General features: G+C 40.6%; 9 protein-coding genes. All 9 read right to left on the bottom strand.

The features are described from left to right. Positions 1 to 15: 15 nt before the first annotated feature. Positions 16 to 456 (bottom strand): hypothetical protein, encoded by a 441-nt coding sequence (locus S4054249_RS22570; protein ID WP_046356044.1) that lies wholly within the window; start codon positions 454 to 456, stop codon positions 16 to 18. An 828-nt stretch (positions 457 to 1,284) separates the two neighbouring features. Then, a complete protein-coding gene (locus S4054249_RS22565) occupies positions 1,285 to 2,307 on the bottom strand; it encodes an Ldh family oxidoreductase (protein ID WP_046356043.1) in 1,023 nt (340 codons plus the stop codon). Next, complete coding sequence (locus S4054249_RS22560; RefSeq protein ID WP_046356042.1) at positions 2,304 to 3,560, bottom strand: PLP-dependent aminotransferase family protein; 1,257 nt, start codon at positions 3,558 to 3,560, stop codon at positions 2,304 to 2,306. Before S4054249_RS22560 ends, S4054249_RS22565 begins: the two co-directional genes overlap by 4 nt. Before the next feature lie 53 nt (positions 3,561 to 3,613). Further along, positions 3,614 to 4,102, bottom strand: a complete 489-nt coding sequence (locus tag S4054249_RS22555; RefSeq protein WP_046356041.1) for a VOC family protein — start codon at positions 4,100 to 4,102, stop codon at positions 3,614 to 3,616. Positions 4,103 to 5,668: 1,566 nt separating this feature from the next. After that, entirely contained in the window at positions 5,669 to 6,727 is a 1,059-nt protein-coding gene (locus S4054249_RS22550) for a S41 family peptidase (protein WP_046356040.1), read from the bottom strand. A gap of 187 nt (positions 6,728 to 6,914) precedes the next feature. Then, complete coding sequence (locus tag S4054249_RS22545) at positions 6,915 to 9,998, bottom strand: efflux RND transporter permease subunit (protein WP_046356039.1); 3,084 nt, start codon at positions 9,996 to 9,998, stop codon at positions 6,915 to 6,917. Then, positions 9,995 to 10,987, bottom strand: a complete 993-nt coding sequence (locus S4054249_RS22540) for an efflux RND transporter periplasmic adaptor subunit (protein ID WP_187301407.1) — start codon at positions 10,985 to 10,987, stop codon at positions 9,995 to 9,997. The genes S4054249_RS22545 and S4054249_RS22540 overlap by 4 nt, the downstream gene beginning before the upstream one ends. 155 nt (positions 10,988 to 11,142) lie before the next feature. Continuing rightward, a complete protein-coding gene (locus tag S4054249_RS22535) occupies positions 11,143 to 12,492 on the bottom strand; it encodes an aspartate aminotransferase family protein (protein ID WP_046356037.1) in 1,350 nt (449 codons plus the stop codon). Between the two features lie 28 nt (positions 12,493 to 12,520). Next, the gene (locus S4054249_RS22530; protein ID WP_046356036.1) at positions 12,521 to 19,882 is read right to left on the bottom strand and encodes a non-ribosomal peptide synthetase; all 7,362 of its coding nucleotides are present in this window, start codon (positions 19,880 to 19,882) and stop codon (positions 12,521 to 12,523) included. Between the last annotated feature and the right edge of the window lies 1 nt (position 19,883).

Genomic DNA, 19,883 nt, shown 5'->3' with positions numbered 1-19,883 from the left:
GCCTCCCCAATTGTGTCAGTACTTTTGAGAAGCACTTACCTCAGCAATCTTGATGTCCTGAGCACTACCATCCTTTATTGAAAATTCGGCATGATGATCTGCTGATATTTTACCTATGGTAACATTACCAACAATACTGTCTGTCACTGCAACGATTGCTTTAGATTGCTCAGGTGTGGCATGTTGTTTTAATGCTTGTTTTAGCTGAATACACAATTGCGCTAATTGTGGGTCTTGGTGCGCCCTATCGTCTACTAAATCTTCCGTTAAAGATTCTTGCTTAGCTTCAGATTCTGGCTTTTTTTCTATATTGGCTAAATTCACCGCGGGATATTTTGTTGCCAAATAGGCTTTAAGGGTCTGATAAGATTCTTTGATCGCTGTTGATGTGGTCTCTTTGAGCGCAACTGACGCACCAGCAACAATTGCACTAACCAAGGCTGTTAATGTTTCCATGTACACACTCCACTATCTATTCAAGCTATTGTTTAAATGGGCATATCACTTTAATACAGCTAGTACTTATAGTGTCTTATCGTTGCGCAATTTTCAAGCATTAATCCGACAAGCTGAAAATGTAATGGATTAAGTCACACAAGTACATAACAGTATGAACCCGTGGCACCTAGCCTGGTAATTGGGCGCCTTTTCATAGACCAGCTACACCTGTCCGTATAGCCCAAAAAAGTATTTATATTACGGAGTTTTAGAACATCAACCATGAACAAAGAATGAAAATATAATTTCTAATTTTGGCGTTAATTCATATCCATAGCAAAGTCTTTCAAACCTTAAAAAATCGCTATGTCATATTACTACGCTGCACGGCACCATCATATTCATCTGAACCTCTATCTTGAACATAGAAAAACACTAATTAATGATATATAGATTTTGTGCCATAGCTATTTTGCTTAACCAACTCTATACGTGAATTAAGTCATGGGCGTTATTGATGGGGAGTTTTATTTCAAAGTTACCAAGTAACTTCCGCCCGACAAAATCAAATTACTAAAAACTGGTATTGGACGAAACCAGCAAGATCATTAGAGCCGGTACCATGATCTTTATCAATTCAAATCAGGGGAAGTGATTTAAGAGCAATGTATTTAAGTCTAAAACACGCTCAATATTATTTGGCCACATAGCGTGCCTCGTTAGTAGATAAGGCGATATTAAAACCGTTGGAAATATAATTTAAAAATGACAAGCTCTACCCAAAGTCAGTGCTTGTCATAATTACATTGTTAGCCGATACGACATAACATTGATATAGGGCTTATCTTAGTTAGTTTCGCTAAGCTCAAGAAACCAATTATAAAATTCAGGAGAAACAGGGATCCCCGATTGCGCTCGAGCAGACTTACACTGGCGCTCTTTGTCACCTGGTAAAGTGACTCCATCTCCTTGCTCTCGAGCTGTAGCCATCAGACCAGACAATCTGGATTTAAATCCATCGACTGAGCCATTTGTAGGATCAAACATCGCTGGAGAAAGCACTACCATTGTATGCGCTATATTTCTGGGGCTGTCATAAGGTTCACAGTAAAGATGCGATAATTGATTGTCAAAAGGTGTATCAGCAAGCACGGAGGTTAAAATTTGTACCATAAATCCAATCCCCTGCCCTTTATAACCTCCTAAAGCTTCTAAAGCATGAAACTCATTTGTGCAACTTGTATCATTACCTTCGGCGTCTTTGGCCCACCCAGACGGTATAGGTTTGCCCTCATTTAAATGCCTCCTGACCTTTGAGTAAGAAACCTGACTGGTTGCAAAATCAAGATCAAAGAGCTCACCGCCTGCACCCGAAGCGGTCATAGCTATAGGGTTAGTACCCAAAAATGGTTCTTTACCATTTTCTAACCCGACTAATGCATCACTATTTGATAGACAAATCCCTATCATGTCTCTTTCTGCAGCCATATGTGTATAAATGGACGCAGCTGCAAAATGGTTTGAGTTTCTTACAGATACCACAGCAACGCCATAAACACTGGCAACTTCAATTGCACGCAGCATCGCATGGCTTGCTGCCACAACACCATTTGCGCCATCAGCATCAAGTTTTAAACAACACGGCAAAGGCTGCTGCCACTGTAAATTTGGCTTAGTGCGGCTTCTACCACCTCTTAACTCTTCAAGATAAGTAGGCAACAACGCAATACCGTGTGTATCTATACCTCGCATTGAGCTGTGCAATAGACCTTCAACTAAATACTTAGCATCTTGTTCAGGCATATCCAATTTGCTTAGCTCACTGAAAACTACCCGACGGATAGCATCTTCTTTTAAATAGTTAGTCATGCCATATCCTTATTATTTTTTCTATCGATAGCATCCAGTAAATAATCAGTCAATCGTATTACTGCGGCCTTTAGTTCATCACCATGGACATAGGAAATACTAATTCTAATAAATCGTCGCCAATTATGCTCAAAGCGCTGTGAAGAGAAAAAGCTCATAGGCATACAAATCACTTTATTTTCTTGAGCGCATCGAGAGAGGTCTTCTTTGCTAAACTCATAAGGAAGTTCCAAAGCCAAAAAGAATCCTCCTTCAACCTCAGTCCAGCTAAACCCTGCGACATTTCCCAGTCTAGTCGCTAATACATCGACAACAATCTTTAGACTTTCTTTGTAATGAGGGATAATTTTATTGACTCTTGGGCGCAAGGAATATTCATTCTCAATTAAATATCCTGCAACTACAGATTGTGCCATTTGGCACGTATTCAAACTAACGAATGATTTAGCCGCAACTAAATTTTTATACAATTGAGAAGCTGCTTTAGGTATTACCATGTAACCTATACGCAGGCTAGGCCACAGTGTTTTTGAGAAGGACCCTATATGAATAACAGAGCTATGTTCATCTAGATTATACATTGACGCATACTGCTCCCCTTCATAAACAAACTGGCTGTAAGGACTATCCTCTAGTATGTATATTCCATATTTGTGACATAGCGTGATGAGCTGCAGGCGCTCCTCCTCGGTAAAGCTCATACCGAGCGGATTGTTATAATCTGGATTCAAATAAAGCGCGACAGGTTTTTTACCTTTCAATAAAATTTCACGAATAGATGCTTCAACGCGTTCAACACAGATACCATCAAGCGTTGCTTCTATCGGTTCTATATTTTTACCCGCAATCATGGCCGCACCTGAAAAACCAATATAAGATGGGTCAAAAGTTAATAAAACATCATCCTGCCCGGGGGCGAGCACCATAGCGAGCATTAACATAGCCTCTTGCCCGCCATTGGTAATGAGTACTTGTTGAGAATCTGCGTCTATATTGTAGTCTTTTAGTAAGTGTTCAGAAATTATATCACCTATCGAACCAGCGGCTTTACCATACTGGAACATAGGCAGCTCGACAGTTTCTGGTTTTTCGTTTTGTTGCTGAGCCCTATAATTAACATAAGATTTTCTAAAAAATTCCTCACTTTTTTCTATGAGGTATAAGTCTGATGGTTTTCCAGATGCTAAAGAAGTTGCATCCGGGTAGACCATAGATATTTCATTTAGGAAGTTCATAACTTCAGTATCATACATAACTGTTGCCTTTTATTATTAATGTATGTAGCTATGTTTTAAAAACTAAGAAGTTAGTATGCACCATTTTCTTCAAGTTGATTAAACAAGTTCTGAATATTATCTTCCAAGAAACCTTCCTGTTCTGTTCTTTGTATAAATTCGTACATCATTCCACTAGTTTCTTCCCTTCTAGTGAACATTTGTTTTACTCCAGGCCCTTCAATAATGTCTGTAGAAAAATCAACACCAGCTTCGATAAGCTTTTCTCTTTCTGATTCAATATTATCCACTTTAAACGCGACGTGCTGCACGCCATAATTATGCTTATCTACAAACATTTGTACTTGTGATTCAGGGTGAGTGGACTCTACTAATACAATAGAAAAATTACCCGCAGAGGTAAGCTCTGCAGAGCGCATGCCAGTGTAAGTACCTTCAATTTCTCTTATGCATTTTAGTTTAAAATTTAATTTTTCTGTATAAAAACAAATTGACTCTTCCAAGCTACTTACTGCAATCGCTAAATGATCAATTTCTGTGTAATTTCCGATCTGAGACATTAATTTTACTCCTTATAAAACCTTGCTGTCTGTCACAATAAATAATTTATAATCGTTATAAAATATATCTGATATATCTAAAACGATAATAAAACTTAGAATTAAAAAATACAACAATGCGAGTAACAAAAAATTAAACACAAGATAAAACATAACAACAAATTCACATAGAAAATAAATCCTATTTTTATCAACAATGAAAATCACAACATACTTAAGAGACATGCCAAAATAAATGGGAGTGGAAATAAAGTCGTAAGCTGTAAAAATAAAACACTGGCCGTGAGTTCATATGAACTCACGGCATAAAGATACATCTTAAAAACAGGGCACCTAACAGGTATGCCGTTTTCACCTGAAAAGCTTAGTTCAATCGATTTTTGTCTTATAATAATGAATGGCAGGTGTTTTAGAGTAGGCACAAAAAATTTAAGTTGTTGATAATATTAATATATATTTCATTTCACGTTCGTACCAAGAACACGTCATTAAAATTTTCATCTTCAACCAAGTCATTGTTCCTCTGAAATACCAATAGCAGGCTTCAGGTTACTTCCCTTGCGAAGAAGATAGCGCTAAAGAATAGTAGAACACTCAAATAAATGAAATTTTCATACGAAATAAATGGATATAAAGCGAAGAACAATCTACTTAATGGGTATCTTATCCATTGAATTTTCACTTTTAAGGTTAGATCAACTATTTCTATAAGACCTGATATTCTCTTATTGAACTTAGTTCTACCCAAACAAATACATGATAATAATAGATATAATTTCAATCAGTAATAAATACAGCATTAGAATGGACTTTAAGCATAAAGCTATTAATTAGCTAATAAGCATTAAAACTGATTGAGAAAAATTGTTCTATATTATGAATTTTTTTATAACTAGCTTTTGAATTGTTATTATAAACTCACTTAACAACCCATGTTATAGCTTGATGTTTTAGAGGGAGTTCAATTACATAACACAGGGAATATACTTCCAACTACAAAGTGAATATGTAACTTTTATTTCCCATAAACTATATTTAAAATTCCTACTCAGTGTAATAGCCCTATTATTATATGAATTGAAATTTATCAAACAATCTCATCAAGAAAATCTATAAAAATCACATAAAATTTACATGCCATCATTAAATGTACACTAATACCTTAAACGTATGGAAAAACTTACTTCCCTATTCAATGTTTATTGATAAATGTATACTGATTACTTAGAAAAAATCGCGAACATCTTGTCTAAAATATTACTTATTTAATTTCAGGGCATCAATAAATTGTTGCTAATAGTTCATTTAAGGACACTCACATTTGTTCCTTTCCGTTTTACTCTGGCCTTATCGCCAGCAACAATTTTGAACTGCTATCTATTTGATAGAATCATTTTAATTTTTATTGAAATATCACTGTTAACGATGAAAGTCATTGAATCAACTTTAATGCACTAAATTAAAGTCAAGGCATCACGGAATAACCAGTCAGCCTTGAAAAAGACTAAGAATTTTAAGATACCACGCTGAGATAGTAACGGTGAGAACGAAAAGCAGACTCCATTTCTAATTATTACTGTTAGCATTGGCATTGCTAACTGCAAGCTGCGTCGATAATTGGCGCATCGCCTCCGTTCGCTCTTTAATCAAATATGGATTTGAAGTTTTCCCAGCTAACTGCTGTAACGCCATCAAGTAAGCTTGTGACTTCGCAAATTCAACTTTAGTGTTGATATCTGGCATAACCCCTTTTCCTTCCCAGTTTTCATGTGTGATTGGGTTAATACTGGTTCCAATAGCCACAAACGCAATATAATCGTGTGATAATCTAAATTGCCTGATCGGATTTGCGCCTCCTTTCGACGGCTCACCTAATACAGTTGCTCGCCCTAGGTGTTTCATTACATAAGCAAATGCTTCTCCAGCTGAGAAAGTTTCAGGGCCAATCAATATGTATAACGGGAGCTCTCGTAATTGACTTGCCCCAAGAGGCTGACCACTATGGAAGGGAAAACGACCTCCATTTCGAAATTGGTAAGAGTGTAATAAAGTTGGTTTTGATAGAAAGTAACTAGCAAAATGGGGGATCATATACCCATCGCCTCCACCGTTTTGGCTTAAATCCAAAATGATTGCATCGGTTCTCTCTAACAAGGTCATCGAGGCGTCAATTAATTCCTTAGCTTGAGAAGATACGGAATCAAAGCCCCACATTTCTAAATAACCAATATTTCCTGCCAAAACTTCCACTTGACGTACACCAGAGTTTTTTCGCTTCAATTCAGTAAACCAAGGCTCTCTGGATTCTTCACTGTGACGACCTTCGTTGTCAACTCGAGTGACCAACGCTAGATGTTTATCATATTGATTCACTATATTGGTGACTTTTTTTGAAAGCCCCTGTCGAGATTGCACATGGTCAAATGTCAATGCGCGCAATTGCTTCGCAATTTTCTTAGCAGTGTCGGTAAATACATAGTTTTGTTCCAAAGATTGAGCAAACTCTTCCACAATTAATTTAGCTTGAGCTGGTTGTAGCTGTTGTGCAATGTCAATATCATTAGCATGTGCTTTACCAAGACCAAGCGTCCATAAACTCAAGCACAATAAATATCTAGCGATCATAAACTCATATATCCTTTTAATAGAGCGAGCTGTATCGTTCAAAACAGTCAAGCCCTGAAAAATACTTTTCGTAGAACTCGCACCACTTCAGTCACAGCTATCATTGAAAACTATATGGTGGAGATGAAAATAACGGTCTCTACCATGACTTCTCCAAGTAAAAGTAGCCACGGCAGAAACCAAACCTTTATTTATTTTCTAACAAAGGTTCATTTACTGTTTCAGAATCACCCGTTGATTGAGTCTGTTTATTGAATACAGGTAAGGACAGCAAAGCGGACATAAAGCCCAAACTAAACAAGGCACTGAACGTCATACCCCCCACGATCACAGCGGCCAGACCACGATATATCTCCGAACCGTCACCAGGGCTGAGCATGAGTGGCAACATACCGAAAACACTTGTCCCCGTACTCATATAGATAGCTCGCATTCGATAACCCGTAGACTGAATAATCGCTTGCTGTTGACTTTGTCCGGCAACCATCGCAGAACGATATTGACTCGCAAGTAGAATGGCATTGTTTATGACTAAGCCCATTAAGATAATAAAGCCAATCATAGTTACAATATCCAAATTTTGCGGCGCAAAATAGTCGACAATTTTCAAACAAAGCATGCCGCCTAATATAGCCAATGGCATCGACAACATAACAGCTAACGCTAAAGACCAAGAGTTAAGCGCGATCCGTATCAATAAAAATAATATCAGTAATGAAACTAAGAACATTTGCAAGAACTCAGCTAAAAAGCCACTCAACTGATCTGCACTACCACGATAATTTATAAATAAGTCTTGATCTGGCCGTTGTGCTAAATAAGCTGAAACCTCGGCTTTAACTTGCTCAATAAAAGGACCTACTGGTTGGCCATTGGCTGGCACCAAGTTAATCGACATACTTACTTCACGATCAGTACGGTATATAGCGCTTGGCGCCAAGCTTAGCTGAGTTTCAACCAAAGAGCGCAGCGGATGTAACCCTTGATTTGGTATCATCACTTCAGTTTGCAATAGCTCTTCAAGGTGATCTGGGGTTTGACCTTTTAAATAGAAAGGCAAAGTATCACCGTCCGCGTAAAACTGACCGAGGTAAGCGCCGTCTGTTAGAGTTACTAAAATCTGATTCAACTCAGATTGAGACATCCCCAGAAAAGCAAGTGTATCCGCTTTAGGTTTAAACTCTACTCTAGCCACTGTATCACGCATTGGAATAACTTCGGTGATCCGCGCACCTGGGAAGGTCTTGATTAAATGAGCGAGCAGTTCTTGTCCCGCAATTTGTAACTCTGGCATACTCAGCCCTTTCAAATCGAGCTGACTTGTTCTCGCGTCTGGCAGCGCTAAGCGAAGTAAAGTACCTTGATAAACATATGTTCTCGCATCAGGTAAGTCTTGGACTATTTCAGTATCTACCCACTTCTTAAAAGTAGGAAAGTCCCAAGTACCCTCAGGGTAAAAATAAAGCAAGCAGTAGCCAGGATGACAAAAAGAGCCGTGAATATTGAAAGCAGGATGATCACCAAGTTCTTTTTGAGTGGCAATACGCTGTTCTATTACATTACCTATTTGTGCTTTAGCGGCATTGACAGAAAGCGGCTCATCAAAAGCGGTATACACCATAACAATATTTTCTTTTGGATTAGGCAACAAGTCTAATTCAGGTTTCATCCACCAACTGACAAACAAAGCGCCAGGAATTGCTAATATTAACCACGCACGCCCTTGAAGCTTAGATCGAGATGGTGCCGTGACAAACATCGTCCATTTTTCAGACAATTTTTTACCAGTCGTCTCTGTCTGACCAGGCAATAGCTGCCGCGATAAAGCTGGTAATAGAAACAGTGCAACCAAAATTGAGGCGACTAAAGCACTAGAAATCGTATATGCGAGATCACCAAATAACTGGCTCACTTCCGAGTGCATTAAAACGATAGGTACAAAAATTACAATACTAGACAAAGTAGAGGAAATTAATGCTGCACGAACTTGTAAAACACCTTGGCGACAGCTTTCCAAAAGTGATAGCCCAGTACTCCGTAAACGCTGAATATTTTCCACAATGATAATTGACGCATCGAGCAGCAGCCCGACGGACAGCGCCATTCCTGCTAACGAAATTAAGTTTAGGCTTCGCCCACCCAATTGCATCCCCAGCAACACCAACGACAAACACACTGGAATACTCACAAAAATCAAAAATACCACGCGCAAATTGCGAATGAAATAATATAAGAAGCCGCAAGCGAGTAAAACACCCAGTAATAAATTACCATAAACCAATAGCAGTGCTTGTTTAATTGGCAGTGAGTTGTCTCTACTCATCACAACCTTAAGGTCAAGTGATGATAGCGGCCCCTCGTTGAGTTCATCTAAGGTTGTTTTGATGAGGTCTATCGTTTCTAGTACATTGATATCTTTATCTGGCTGTAAGAAGAAATAAATTGCCGGATTACCCTTAAAAGTTGAGTATGACCAATCATATACAAATCGCTTGTGCACGGTCGCGACTTCGCCTAAACGTACAACCCGGATGCCTGTAACCGCAATCGGCAATTTGCGTAACTCATCCAGCGTCATCTGACCTTTAAAATGCAAGTCGTACTCTTTTGAACCTAGTAATAAACTGTCACCTGAACGGTCAATCAACCCCTGTAGCTTACGAGTCACTTGCGCTATGCTCAAGGAAAATTGAGTTAGTTTTTGTGGATCGAATTCAATATCTACCCGTTGTGCCAATCGATTATTATCCATGTTAATGTTAGTGATACCTGGAATATCTGTCATCGCAGGTTCAACATAAGCTCGATAAGCATGCATAAAATCTTCTTGTGACTTTTCTGTCTCAGAATACAAAAACAAAGACGCGAGCGTTGAACCAGCGCCATTGCTAAAATCGATAACTCTGGGTTTAGCAACCTGAGAGGGCCAGTCAGGCACTTGATTTATTCGCGCCAAAACCTCCATATAAATTTTTTCCATATCAGCTTGATAATGGAAATTTAAGGTAGTCCAAGCTTGCCCGTTAGAAATATTAGTTTGTAAGTTTTTTAATTGACTCAAACCAGCTAGTTGGCGCTCCAAAGGAGATATTAGGCTCTGCTCAATCTCAGCAGCAGTTTTCCCAGGCCAAGCTGTAACTACAGCAATTTGTGCTCTGTCGATTTTAGGTAATAACGCATTAGGAAGCTTTAAACCAGCTACAACACCTAATACGACTAGTAGGAATGCAAAGGCTATGATTATCGAGCCATATTTTTCAACTAATCTCATAGCTTGCCCTGACCATTAATTGTGACTTCAGTATCATCTTTAAGTGCGATCTTCCCTTTAACAACTACTTTATCACCGGCTTGAATATCCGCTTGAATCACAGAAAAATCTTTATCAGTGTCTATGATCTTTGCAACAACTTTACTCACTTTATTGTCCTGGCCAACACGCCAAACGTAATACTCATTCTTGTTAATTGTCAAAGCGTCGTATGGCACTTTGGTTAAATTGTTAGCTGCCATTGACACATCAACGACATACCGTTGGCCTATAAGAAATTTTTCAGGGCGATTATTTTTGAATTTCAAATGTAAATTGATAGTTTGATCTTGACTACTCACCAAACCTGCATCTCGGTCTAAATACAGTTCTGTGCCATCGGCCAATGAGAGTTCCACGTTTTCAAACTGATTAAACTCTTGATACAAATCTAGTGCAACACGGCATGTAACTTCCTGCTGCTCAGCTGGCAAAAATTCTAAAATACTTTCCCCTTCGCCAACCCATTGTCCTGGCTCCCCTGACAATGAAAGAACGATACCATCAGCTGGTGCCCGATGTGTTAGATTATTCAACTGATGCTTAACTAATTGGTATTGTTCCGCATAAATTTTATTTTGCTCTAATGCGGTTTGATAATCTCTTTTGTGTTGTTGCAATTCAGAACTTGAGACAACGCCACCTTCATCTAATTTGCTAAGTCGCTCAAATTCATTGAAAGAATAAATATAATTTGCGTGCGCTGCTTTACCGTTTGCATCCAGTTGAGCAAGCTGACGCTTCAGGTAAAAGTCATTTTGTTTCGCTAATAACTCACCTTTTTTAACTCGGCTACCAGCAGGTAACAACCAAGTTAATTCAGCAGATACGTGACTTGAAATTTGCTGACGAAAAGGAACGTCAGAGTGACAATACAAAGGCTTTTCTATTCCTCGCTGCCATTGTTGAGCTTCGCCAACCCTTACTACAGGCGTTGAGTTTGCTTGCACTGTGGAAACTGAGGATCCAATTACTGCAGAGGTAAAAATAAAATTTCGAAAAAAATTTGGCACTAAAATTAACTCCCTTGTTATTTTTGTTAATTCAAGGTTGGCATTGCTTCATCACAGATTCCTCTGCCAACCTTGACGCTAATTTGTGTTATTTAAGGATGAGCACGCCTGAGTTCATCCATTTCTTGTTCTATAGCAACGGCTAAGCAATGACACATATGATCTATTTGCTCTCTGGTCAATGTTAAAGGCGGAGTGATCAAAATATGATCTCCAGCATAACCATCAACCGACCCCTTGCCCGGATACAAGATTACTCCTTGTTCTAACAAACGTTGACCTATATTTGCACTGACATTAAGCTCAGGTGCAAAGGGTTCTCGTGTTGTTTTATCACTCACGAACTCAATGCCGATCATATAACCGACCCCTCGAACGTCTCCGACGATATCATACTGAAGTAAATCTTGTAACTGCTGCTTCATATATAATCCATCCGCTTCCGCTTTAGCTACAATATTATGCTCCTTGATATAATCCAGAACATACTGACCGACAGCAGCGGCTTGAGGAGTACAAGCATGGGTATGGCCACCAAGAAACGCCTGGTTGTTGCCAACAAAAGCATCTGCGACGCGTTTGTTTACGATAAATGCAGACAATGGAAAGTATCCACCACCGATACCTTTCCCCGTTGCTAATATGTCAGGTTCACAGTTATAGTGCTCGATTGCAAAGTTACGCCCAGTGCGCCCCATCCCGCTCATTACTTCATCGACAATCAGCAAAATGCCGTACTCATCACAAATTTCACGAATTCGCTCAAAATAACCATCTGCAGCGGGTACAGCTCCCAACGCAGCACCAACAACCGGCTCAGCAATAAAAGCAGCAACCGTTTCTGGTCCTTCTTGCTCAATACAAGCCCTTAAAGATTCAGCGGATTGTATGCCATAGTCGGGATCTCCGTCCGCAAATCGGTAGCTATAGCTTGCATCCACCTTGGCAAAGTCACTGATCAAGTGCTTGTAAGATGCCCGACGCATTGGCATACCACCTACACCCAGATTAAAGATCGAATTACCGTGATAACTACCGTGACGTCCGAGAATTTTAAAGCGCTCAGGTTGACCGTTAATTTGATGGTACTGCAATGCTACTTTCATCGCGTTTTCAACGGCTTCCGTGCCACTGGAACAAGTCCAAGCACGGTGCCCAAAACCCGAAAATTCACAAAGCGATTTTAAGTAACCTTGTATTACTTCGGCACTTAAATAATGGGCAGGCAAAACAGCAACTTTTTTCGACTGTTCAGCCAACGCTGTCACGATGTTCTCATCGCCATGCCCTATGAGTGAAACTGCACAAGAGCCCGCTGAAGCATCTAAGTACTCCGTCCCATCGGTATCGTATAAATAACAGCCGAGACCATGGGTAATGCTTGGATAGCTTTTATTATAATCGGGACAAACAATTTTCGAGCGTAATAGGTTTTTTTCCATATTGAGCTTCCTTCTTCCTATGTTTTTATTATTTTTTTTCCAACAATCGTTCTACAACAGCAGCAACATGAGGCTGCTCGACAATTTCAAAATGGTCAGCCTCCAAAATATCAAGTGAATAATTGACACCAATACTCTGTACTTTTTGTTTCAGCGTCTCAATCTCGAGAGGTTGAGGTGCTTTGCTTGCCTGGAAGTAATGAATTGGAGATTCAATTTTATTAAATTTATGGTAAGTCAAAGCAACTGTATTTGCAGTGTATAATTGCAATAACCTTGTAAGTGCTTCCGAATTCAATGTGTCAACAGTAGCGCTTAGGCGGTAGGTATCGATTAATAGCTGCTTAAACGGCTCGTCAGTCAGCAAATGGCTATAGACCTGTTGCGCACTAGCTTCTGCCGTAAGCCCCAAATGTTCATGTAGTTGATCCAGCTTATTAGCCTCTGTTACTGGGCTATCCAACATCACAACTTGCGACATCAATATATCCCGAGACTGCCAATGCCAAGCCATTTGTTGTGCGACTAAACCACCAAATGACCATCCCATGATGATTTCAGGCTTTGCCAAATTCTGCTCATCTATATAGCTTTCTATCGCAAGACAGTAATCAGTGGCTAACTCGGTTATCGATAACTTGGGTTCATCCACCAGACCCACAAAATAAGGGTGCTGTACCGAAAGAATCGAGAAGTGCTCCGACAAAGCAAGGTGTAATTCACGGTAACAGAAAATGTCACCACCAATTGGGTGGATCAATAGTAATGTCGGCTTACTGGTGTCTCCTAAATGCTCAATAAAGCTCTGTGACTGTTGCGGCTTTTCGGTATCTAGCAACTGAGCAAAATCTTTTAGAACCGGAAAGCGATACACATCTGTTACAGCCACGGAATTACCAAGCTTATTCTCGATTGCCTTTGCAACTTGCACACACAATAATGAGTGGCCACCGACCTCAAAGAAGTTATCATGACGATCAAACTGCTGCTGAGGTAGCAGTTCACTCCAAGCCTCGGCAATAGCCCGTTCAGTATCCGTATTTAAACTACAGTGCTCGCTACGCTCAATCTTCATTTCAGCTAACATCTGCTTAGCTTTACGACGGTCAACCTTGCCATTTGGTGTCAACGGCATTTGCTGCAACACTAATAACCTTTCAGGGATCATGTAGCCGGGAAGCTTCGCTTGAGCGGCTTGTAAAATCTGCGATTGTGTAATTTCAGCGTCGGCCGATAAAGCAACACAAGCACCGAGAGTATGTGCATCAACCGCAACGGCAACAGCATGACTAATGCCTTCGATATCTTTAAACGCAGCCTCTACATCACCTAATTCAATGCGGAATCCTCTGATTTTAACTTGATGATCAATACGGCCCAATACTTCCAATTCACCATTGGGTGCAATACGCCCCATGTCACCTGTAAGGTATAAACGGCCCTGTTGACCAATGTGGTCATTAATGAACTTCTCAGCGGTTAGCTGTTCATTACCCAGGTAACCCTTTGCCAAGCCCGCACCACCAATCACAATCTGTCCTACCATGCCATCAGGCAAGTAGTTCAGTTGTTTATCGACAATGTAAAGTGACAAATCAGCAAATGGACGACCACATAAATTCACCGAGCGGCTTTGAGCATCCTCAGCAGTCACTTCACGATAAGTTGCATGTATAGTCGTCTCAGTAATTCCATAGGTATGAATTAAACACGGGTTTACACCATCACAAAATTCAAACCATGGCTGTAAATTAGCAAAATCAAGCGGCTCTCCATCAAGAATAACCATGCGAAGTTGCTGCCATAACTGATTATTTTTGTCAGCTAACGTCTGATTGATAACCTGCATGAATGCCGATGGCGTCTGATTCAGAACAGTTACTTGCTCCTGCTCCATAAGTTCAACAAATGCTTGTGGCGATCGACAAGTTACTTCATCAATCATGACAATAGTGCCGCCATATAATAACCCGCCCCAGAACTCCCACACTGAGAAATCAAATGTGTATGAGTGGAATACACTCCAAACATCACTGGCATCAAATGAAAATACATCTTCAGAAGCAGTAAACATGCGCAGCACATTACCGTGAGTGGTCATGACTCCTTTTGGTACCCCAGTGGTGCCCGACGTGTAAATAATATATGCCAAGCTATCTGCAGATGGAGCAATTGGTCTAGACCAAGTCATTTCAGTGTTATACAGGTAGTTAACATCAACAAAGGTTATTTGTGGAAATAGCTGTTTCAGTTCAGTTGGTACGTGCTGATCAACCAAAATCAATTCAATATTAGCACTGCTAATAATGTGCTGTAAGCGCTCCTCGGTAATGTCTAACCCAAGAGGTACATAAGCAGTAGCAGTCTTCAAAGCACCGATAATAGCGGCTACTTGTTGCAATGAACGGCCGATCATAAGGCCTATTGGTTGCTCAGGCCTCACTCCCATTTGCCATAACTGGCCAGCAATAGAGTCTGCGTGGGCATTTAATTGTTGATAACTTAGCTTTTGATCAGCCATCACAACGGCCGTCTTGTTCGGATCACTCGCCGCAACCTGCTCAAACACTTCAACTAAACTACGCGACTCCTGATTTTGCATTCGCGCAGCACCGCGTTCAACAAGCTGTTGCTGCATTTGCGGCGCAACTAAGCTCAGCTTATTAACTTCTGTTGTTGGCTGACGTAAGGCTTCAGCTAAGAAAACACTAAAGCGCTCACTCATGTGTTCGATGCTTGCACTTTCAAATAAATCAGTCGCGAATTCCCAAACCAGAGCTAGGCCGTCGTCTTGCTCATTAACCACAACATTGAGATCAAATTTCGCAACAGGCCACTCTTGTTCGAATGGCTCCAATGTTAAATCACCTAAGCTGATCTGCTGTTGTCTATTATTTTGTAATACCAACATGACCTGGAATAATGCGTTGTAACTTGGGCTTCGTTCAATATCCAACGCCTCTACCAACTTTTCAAAAGGCAGCTGCTGATGCTCATAAATTGCCAATAGTTCTTGTTTAGAGCGCTGTAACAAGGTAGCAAAGTCAGGATGATCATCAATGTGAGTGCGAGTCACCAAAGTATTGGTAAAAAACCCAACTAATGGTGCAACATTTTGTTGCTGACGGTTCGCAATTGGTGTGCCTAGTAACATTTCATCACTATTACCATAGCGTGCTAGGAATGCGCCTAAAGCCGCGTTTAGCAACATGAATAAAGTTACTTGGTGCTCTGACAATGCTTGTTCAATCTGTAGCCACAGTTGACCTGTAATTCGTTGGTGAACAACATCACCACGGTGGCTCATCACCGGTGGACGTTTGTGATCTAACGGCAAGCTGTGCACAGCTGGAGCACTGGCTAAATATTGTTGCCAGAAATCCAACTGCTGTTGCAATGTCTCACCTTGTAGGTATTGCCTCTGCCAATAAGCGTAGTCCTGATATTGTGCGCTGAGTTCAGTTAACTCTAATCTCTCACCTTTATCATAATGATGATAAAACGCAGAGATCTCATCAATTAAGATTGCCGTCGACCACCCATCAGAGGCGATATGATGACTTGTAAGTAGTAATACGTAATCTTGTTCAGCATACTTTATTAGCCCAGCCCTTAGCATTAAATCTTTAGACAAATCAAATGGTTTCATCGCTTCGGCCTTCGCCAATTCACTTAATGCCAGCTCTGCATTTGCTTTGTCTGTTAACTCAACAAAATTAATTTCAAAATCATTATCAATCAAGACAGGTAGCCCCTGCCCCTGTTGATCCACACGATAAACTGTGCGGAGCACCTCGTGACGATCGACAATGCTGTAGATCGTTTTTTGTAAAGCCGTTAAGTTTAGCTGTCCGCGAATGTTCAGTGCTAAAGGCATATTATATTGACTTGAACTGGCCTCCAATTGACTGAGTAACCATAATCTCTGCTGCTGGAAAGACAGCTCAGCTTCTGCATTTTCTGGACGAGGAACAACATTTTCCATCTCAACTTCAACATAAGGTTGTTCTAATTGCATTTGCTGTTCAACATAGTTGGCAAGAGTCGCTACCGTTTGATGGTCAAACAAGTCTTTTACTTTGAGTGATAACTGATATTGTCGCTTAATATGTGTCACCACCGAAGTTGCTAATAAAGAATGCCCCCCTAAATCAAAGAAATTCGCATCTATACTAATCTGGTCAGCAGGCCTGTTCAGTAAACTTGCCCAACAAGCCACAATAGACTCTTCAACCTCAGTCTCAGCCGGGCGATACGCTACATCTAACGATGACAAATCAGGCTTTGGCAAAGACTTTTTATCGACTTTACCATTGGTATTTAACGGCAGATGAGCCAAAAACTCATAAAATTGAGGCACCATGTACTCTGGTAACACAGTTTGTAGATAGGACTTTAGCTCAGATACAGATAATTCAGTTTCGCCACTGGCAATATAGGCATATAACTGTTTTTCATCAGGCAAATAAAGTACACAACTCTGATTGACCAATGGGTGGTCATTCAGTGCACTCTCAATCGCGCCAATCTCGACTCGGAAACCGTTAATTTTTATTTGCGAGTCTATGCGTCCAATATATTCCAACTGATTTAGCTCATTGAAACGAACTAAATCGCCAGTTTGATACATTCTGGCATCCACCTCATCAACAAATGGGTCAATAACAAATTTTTCGTCAGTTAAACGTTTATTTCCCAAATACCCAGTTGCTATACCTTCACCGCCGACATACAGCTCACCAATTGCGCCTTTGGCTACCAATTGACGCTGTTTGTCTAAAACATAACAGTGCACATTTGCAATAGCATGGCCGATAGTCGGTGTTGCTGGCCACTGCTCTGGATCACCTTCTAATACCAACGAAGTACACACGTGGGTTTCTGAAGGCCCATAGTGATTTACTAACTCAACATGAGTATGGCGGCGGAAAAATAAACGCACATCAGGCGTAATCAATAATTGTTCCGCAGTTGACAAAATCACTTTCAAATCAGGGAAATACAGTTCATTCTCATTACTGTAACAACAGAGAGCTTGCAACATCGCAAAAGGTAGATTTATCAAGGAGCACTGACGCTTTAGCATCAATTGAGCCAATTGAACTGTATCAAATTGATCTTCGTCATTAATTAAGTGTAGTTGTCCACCTTGAGTCAAAGCCAAGAAACTATCGGTGAAGCTCATGTCAAAACCAATAGACGCAAATTGTATAATGCTGTGTTGACCGCGAATAGCAGAGCAATCAAATTGCATTGCGTACAATAAATTCACCAAAGGTCTATGAGGCATCCCTATTAATTTAGGTTCGCCAGTAGAACCAGATGTAGTCAACGCATAACAAGTTTGCTGACTATTAAACGCTTTTTCTACAAGCTGTTGCGATTCAGATGATATGGCTGTTTGAAGCTCTGTCTCGTCAAGATCAATCACAATAACAGAGTCATCAAACCAGCTCGAAAAACTCTCCTTGCTAATCACCAAACTTATCTGAGCAGCGGCAGCACGCTTTTTCACGACTTCAGCAGATAGCTTAATATCAAATGGTACGTATGCAGCACCCGCTTTCAGAATAGCCAATAGTGCAATATGCATATCAAAACCACGAGGCAAGCACAAACCGACTAATTGATTGGCGCTAACTTCATGATGTTGAATCAAATAATTAGCCAATTTATTTGCTTTCTGCTCGTACTGTAAATAGCTCAACTGCTCAAGCTCACCGTGATGGTTGAGCTGAGTCAAAGCAATTGATGAAGGCGCTTGAGCAGCTTGCTCAGCGACAAGCTGATGTATTCCTTGATGTTTAGGGAATTCAAGTTCAGCACTACTTAAAGTCTGTAACAGCTCTGTCTGTTCAGAGTGCGACAACAGCTGTAATTGACTCATACTCAATTTACTACCAATTTGAGTCACCGCATGCTGTGAGAGTTGACTCAACAAAGAGCACAAGTGGCTATTGATCTGCGCTACGTGCTCAGCAGAGAACAAACTGGTGTCATAATTCCAGATTAAATTCACCCCATCCTGTTCAAGGGCAATATCTATATTCAAATCAAACTTTGCGGTCACTGTATCCGCTTGCAAAGGACTAAACTCTAGTCCTTGCAATTTAAGTGAATCAGCCTCTGCTTGTTCACCTACAGCGAAATTTGTATTGGTGGTCAGCATGATTTGAAATAATGGTGGATATGCGCGATTACGCGGAATGTTTAACATTTCCACCAATCGCTCAAAAGGCACATCCTGATTTGACTGTGCATCAAGATGTACAGTCTTTACGTGCTCTAAATAGTCAGACAGATTGTCAAAATCTGTTTTAGTTCGTAAAACCAAAGTGTTAACAAAAAAACCTATCAGAGGCGTTAATTCTACTTGTCGTCGATTAGCCACAGGAGTGCCTATGACAATATCAGAGCTATTACTATGCTTTGATAAGGTATAAGCCAAGGCTCCATGAATTAACATAAACGGCGTTAATTGATGCTGTTTAGCAAGCTCAGTGAGTCCCTGTGCCACGTCTGCACTCAAACTATGGTAAATATTTGCACCTTGGTGTGACTTTTCTGCTGGGCGCGGATAATCTAGGCTCAGCCCGTGTATTGTCGGTACATCCTCTAATTGCTGATGCCAGTATTCCAGCTGCTTTTGTAGCATGTTTTCAAAATCACCCTGACGTTGCCAATAGGCAAAGTCAGCGTATTGAATTGGCAACTCAGACAGTACGGTATCCAACGCCTGCCCTTGTTGACAACCGCGATACAGAGCGAGGAACTCCTGCATCAACACATTCATCGACCAACCGTCAGAAGCGATATGGTGTACGTTGAACAACAGTACTCCTCGCTGCTGTTCGGCTTGAGGACCAGTTAGATTGATGTAACTGACACGCAACATGAAATCAGCGCTAAGATCAAACGGTGTTATCACATCCGCTTCTATTAACTGCTGTAGCTTGTCCTGCTGTTCCGACTCTGCCACTTCACTTAAGTCATGGCTAAGCACTGCAAAATCTTTAGTATCTAGTATTTTTTGAACTACGCGCTGAACTTGCAGCTCAGCGTTACTATCGCTTTGCTCAACATAACACGTCCTCAATACTTGGTGGCGTTCGAGAATGCGGCGGAACACTTGATCTAACAAGTGTCCGTCCAATCGCCCCTCGACAGCGAAGGCTGCAGGCATATTGTATTCTGCCGAGCCTCCTTGCAATTGATCTAAGAACCAAAGACGTTGTTGAGCATATGAAAGCTCAACAGTCTCAGCCGAATCAGGGCGACGGGTAATCGCCTGATAATTATTTGGCTTGGATTGGTTTTGCTGCTTTTTAAGCAGCATTTCTCGTAATTTAGCTTTCTTTTCGGCTAAATTTAACACTTTATTTTGAGACACA

Source organism: Pseudoalteromonas luteoviolacea, from assembly GCF_001750165.1.
Classification (GTDB): domain Bacteria; phylum Pseudomonadota; class Gammaproteobacteria; order Enterobacterales; family Alteromonadaceae; genus Pseudoalteromonas; species Pseudoalteromonas luteoviolacea_G.
The sequence above is the reverse complement of the archived record's forward strand: the minus strand, read 5'-3'. Positions and strand labels throughout refer to the sequence as shown.

What these genes read in the sequence shown, in the direction of transcription:
- S4054249_RS22535 (WP_046356037.1), bottom strand. Translation starts at nt 12,492, where the DNA reads ATGGAAAAAAACCTATTACGCTCGAAAATTGTTTGTCCCGATTATAAT.
- S4054249_RS22565 (WP_046356043.1), bottom strand. Translation starts at nt 2,307, where the DNA reads ATGACTAACTATTTAAAAGAAGATGCTATCCGTCGGGTAGTTTTCAGT.
- S4054249_RS22550 (WP_046356040.1), bottom strand. Translation starts at nt 6,727, where the DNA reads ATGATCGCTAGATATTTATTGTGCTTGAGTTTATGGACGCTTGGTCTT.
- S4054249_RS22545 (WP_046356039.1), bottom strand. Translation starts at nt 9,998, where the DNA reads ATGAGATTAGTTGAAAAATATGGCTCGATAATCATAGCCTTTGCATTC.
- S4054249_RS22555 (WP_046356041.1), bottom strand. Translation starts at nt 4,102, where the DNA reads ATGTCTCAGATCGGAAATTACACAGAAATTGATCATTTAGCGATTGCA.
- S4054249_RS22570 (WP_046356044.1), bottom strand. Translation starts at nt 456, where the DNA reads ATGGAAACATTAACAGCCTTGGTTAGTGCAATTGTTGCTGGTGCGTCA.
- S4054249_RS22560 (WP_046356042.1), bottom strand. Translation starts at nt 3,560, where the DNA reads ATGTATGATACTGAAGTTATGAACTTCCTAAATGAAATATCTATGGTC.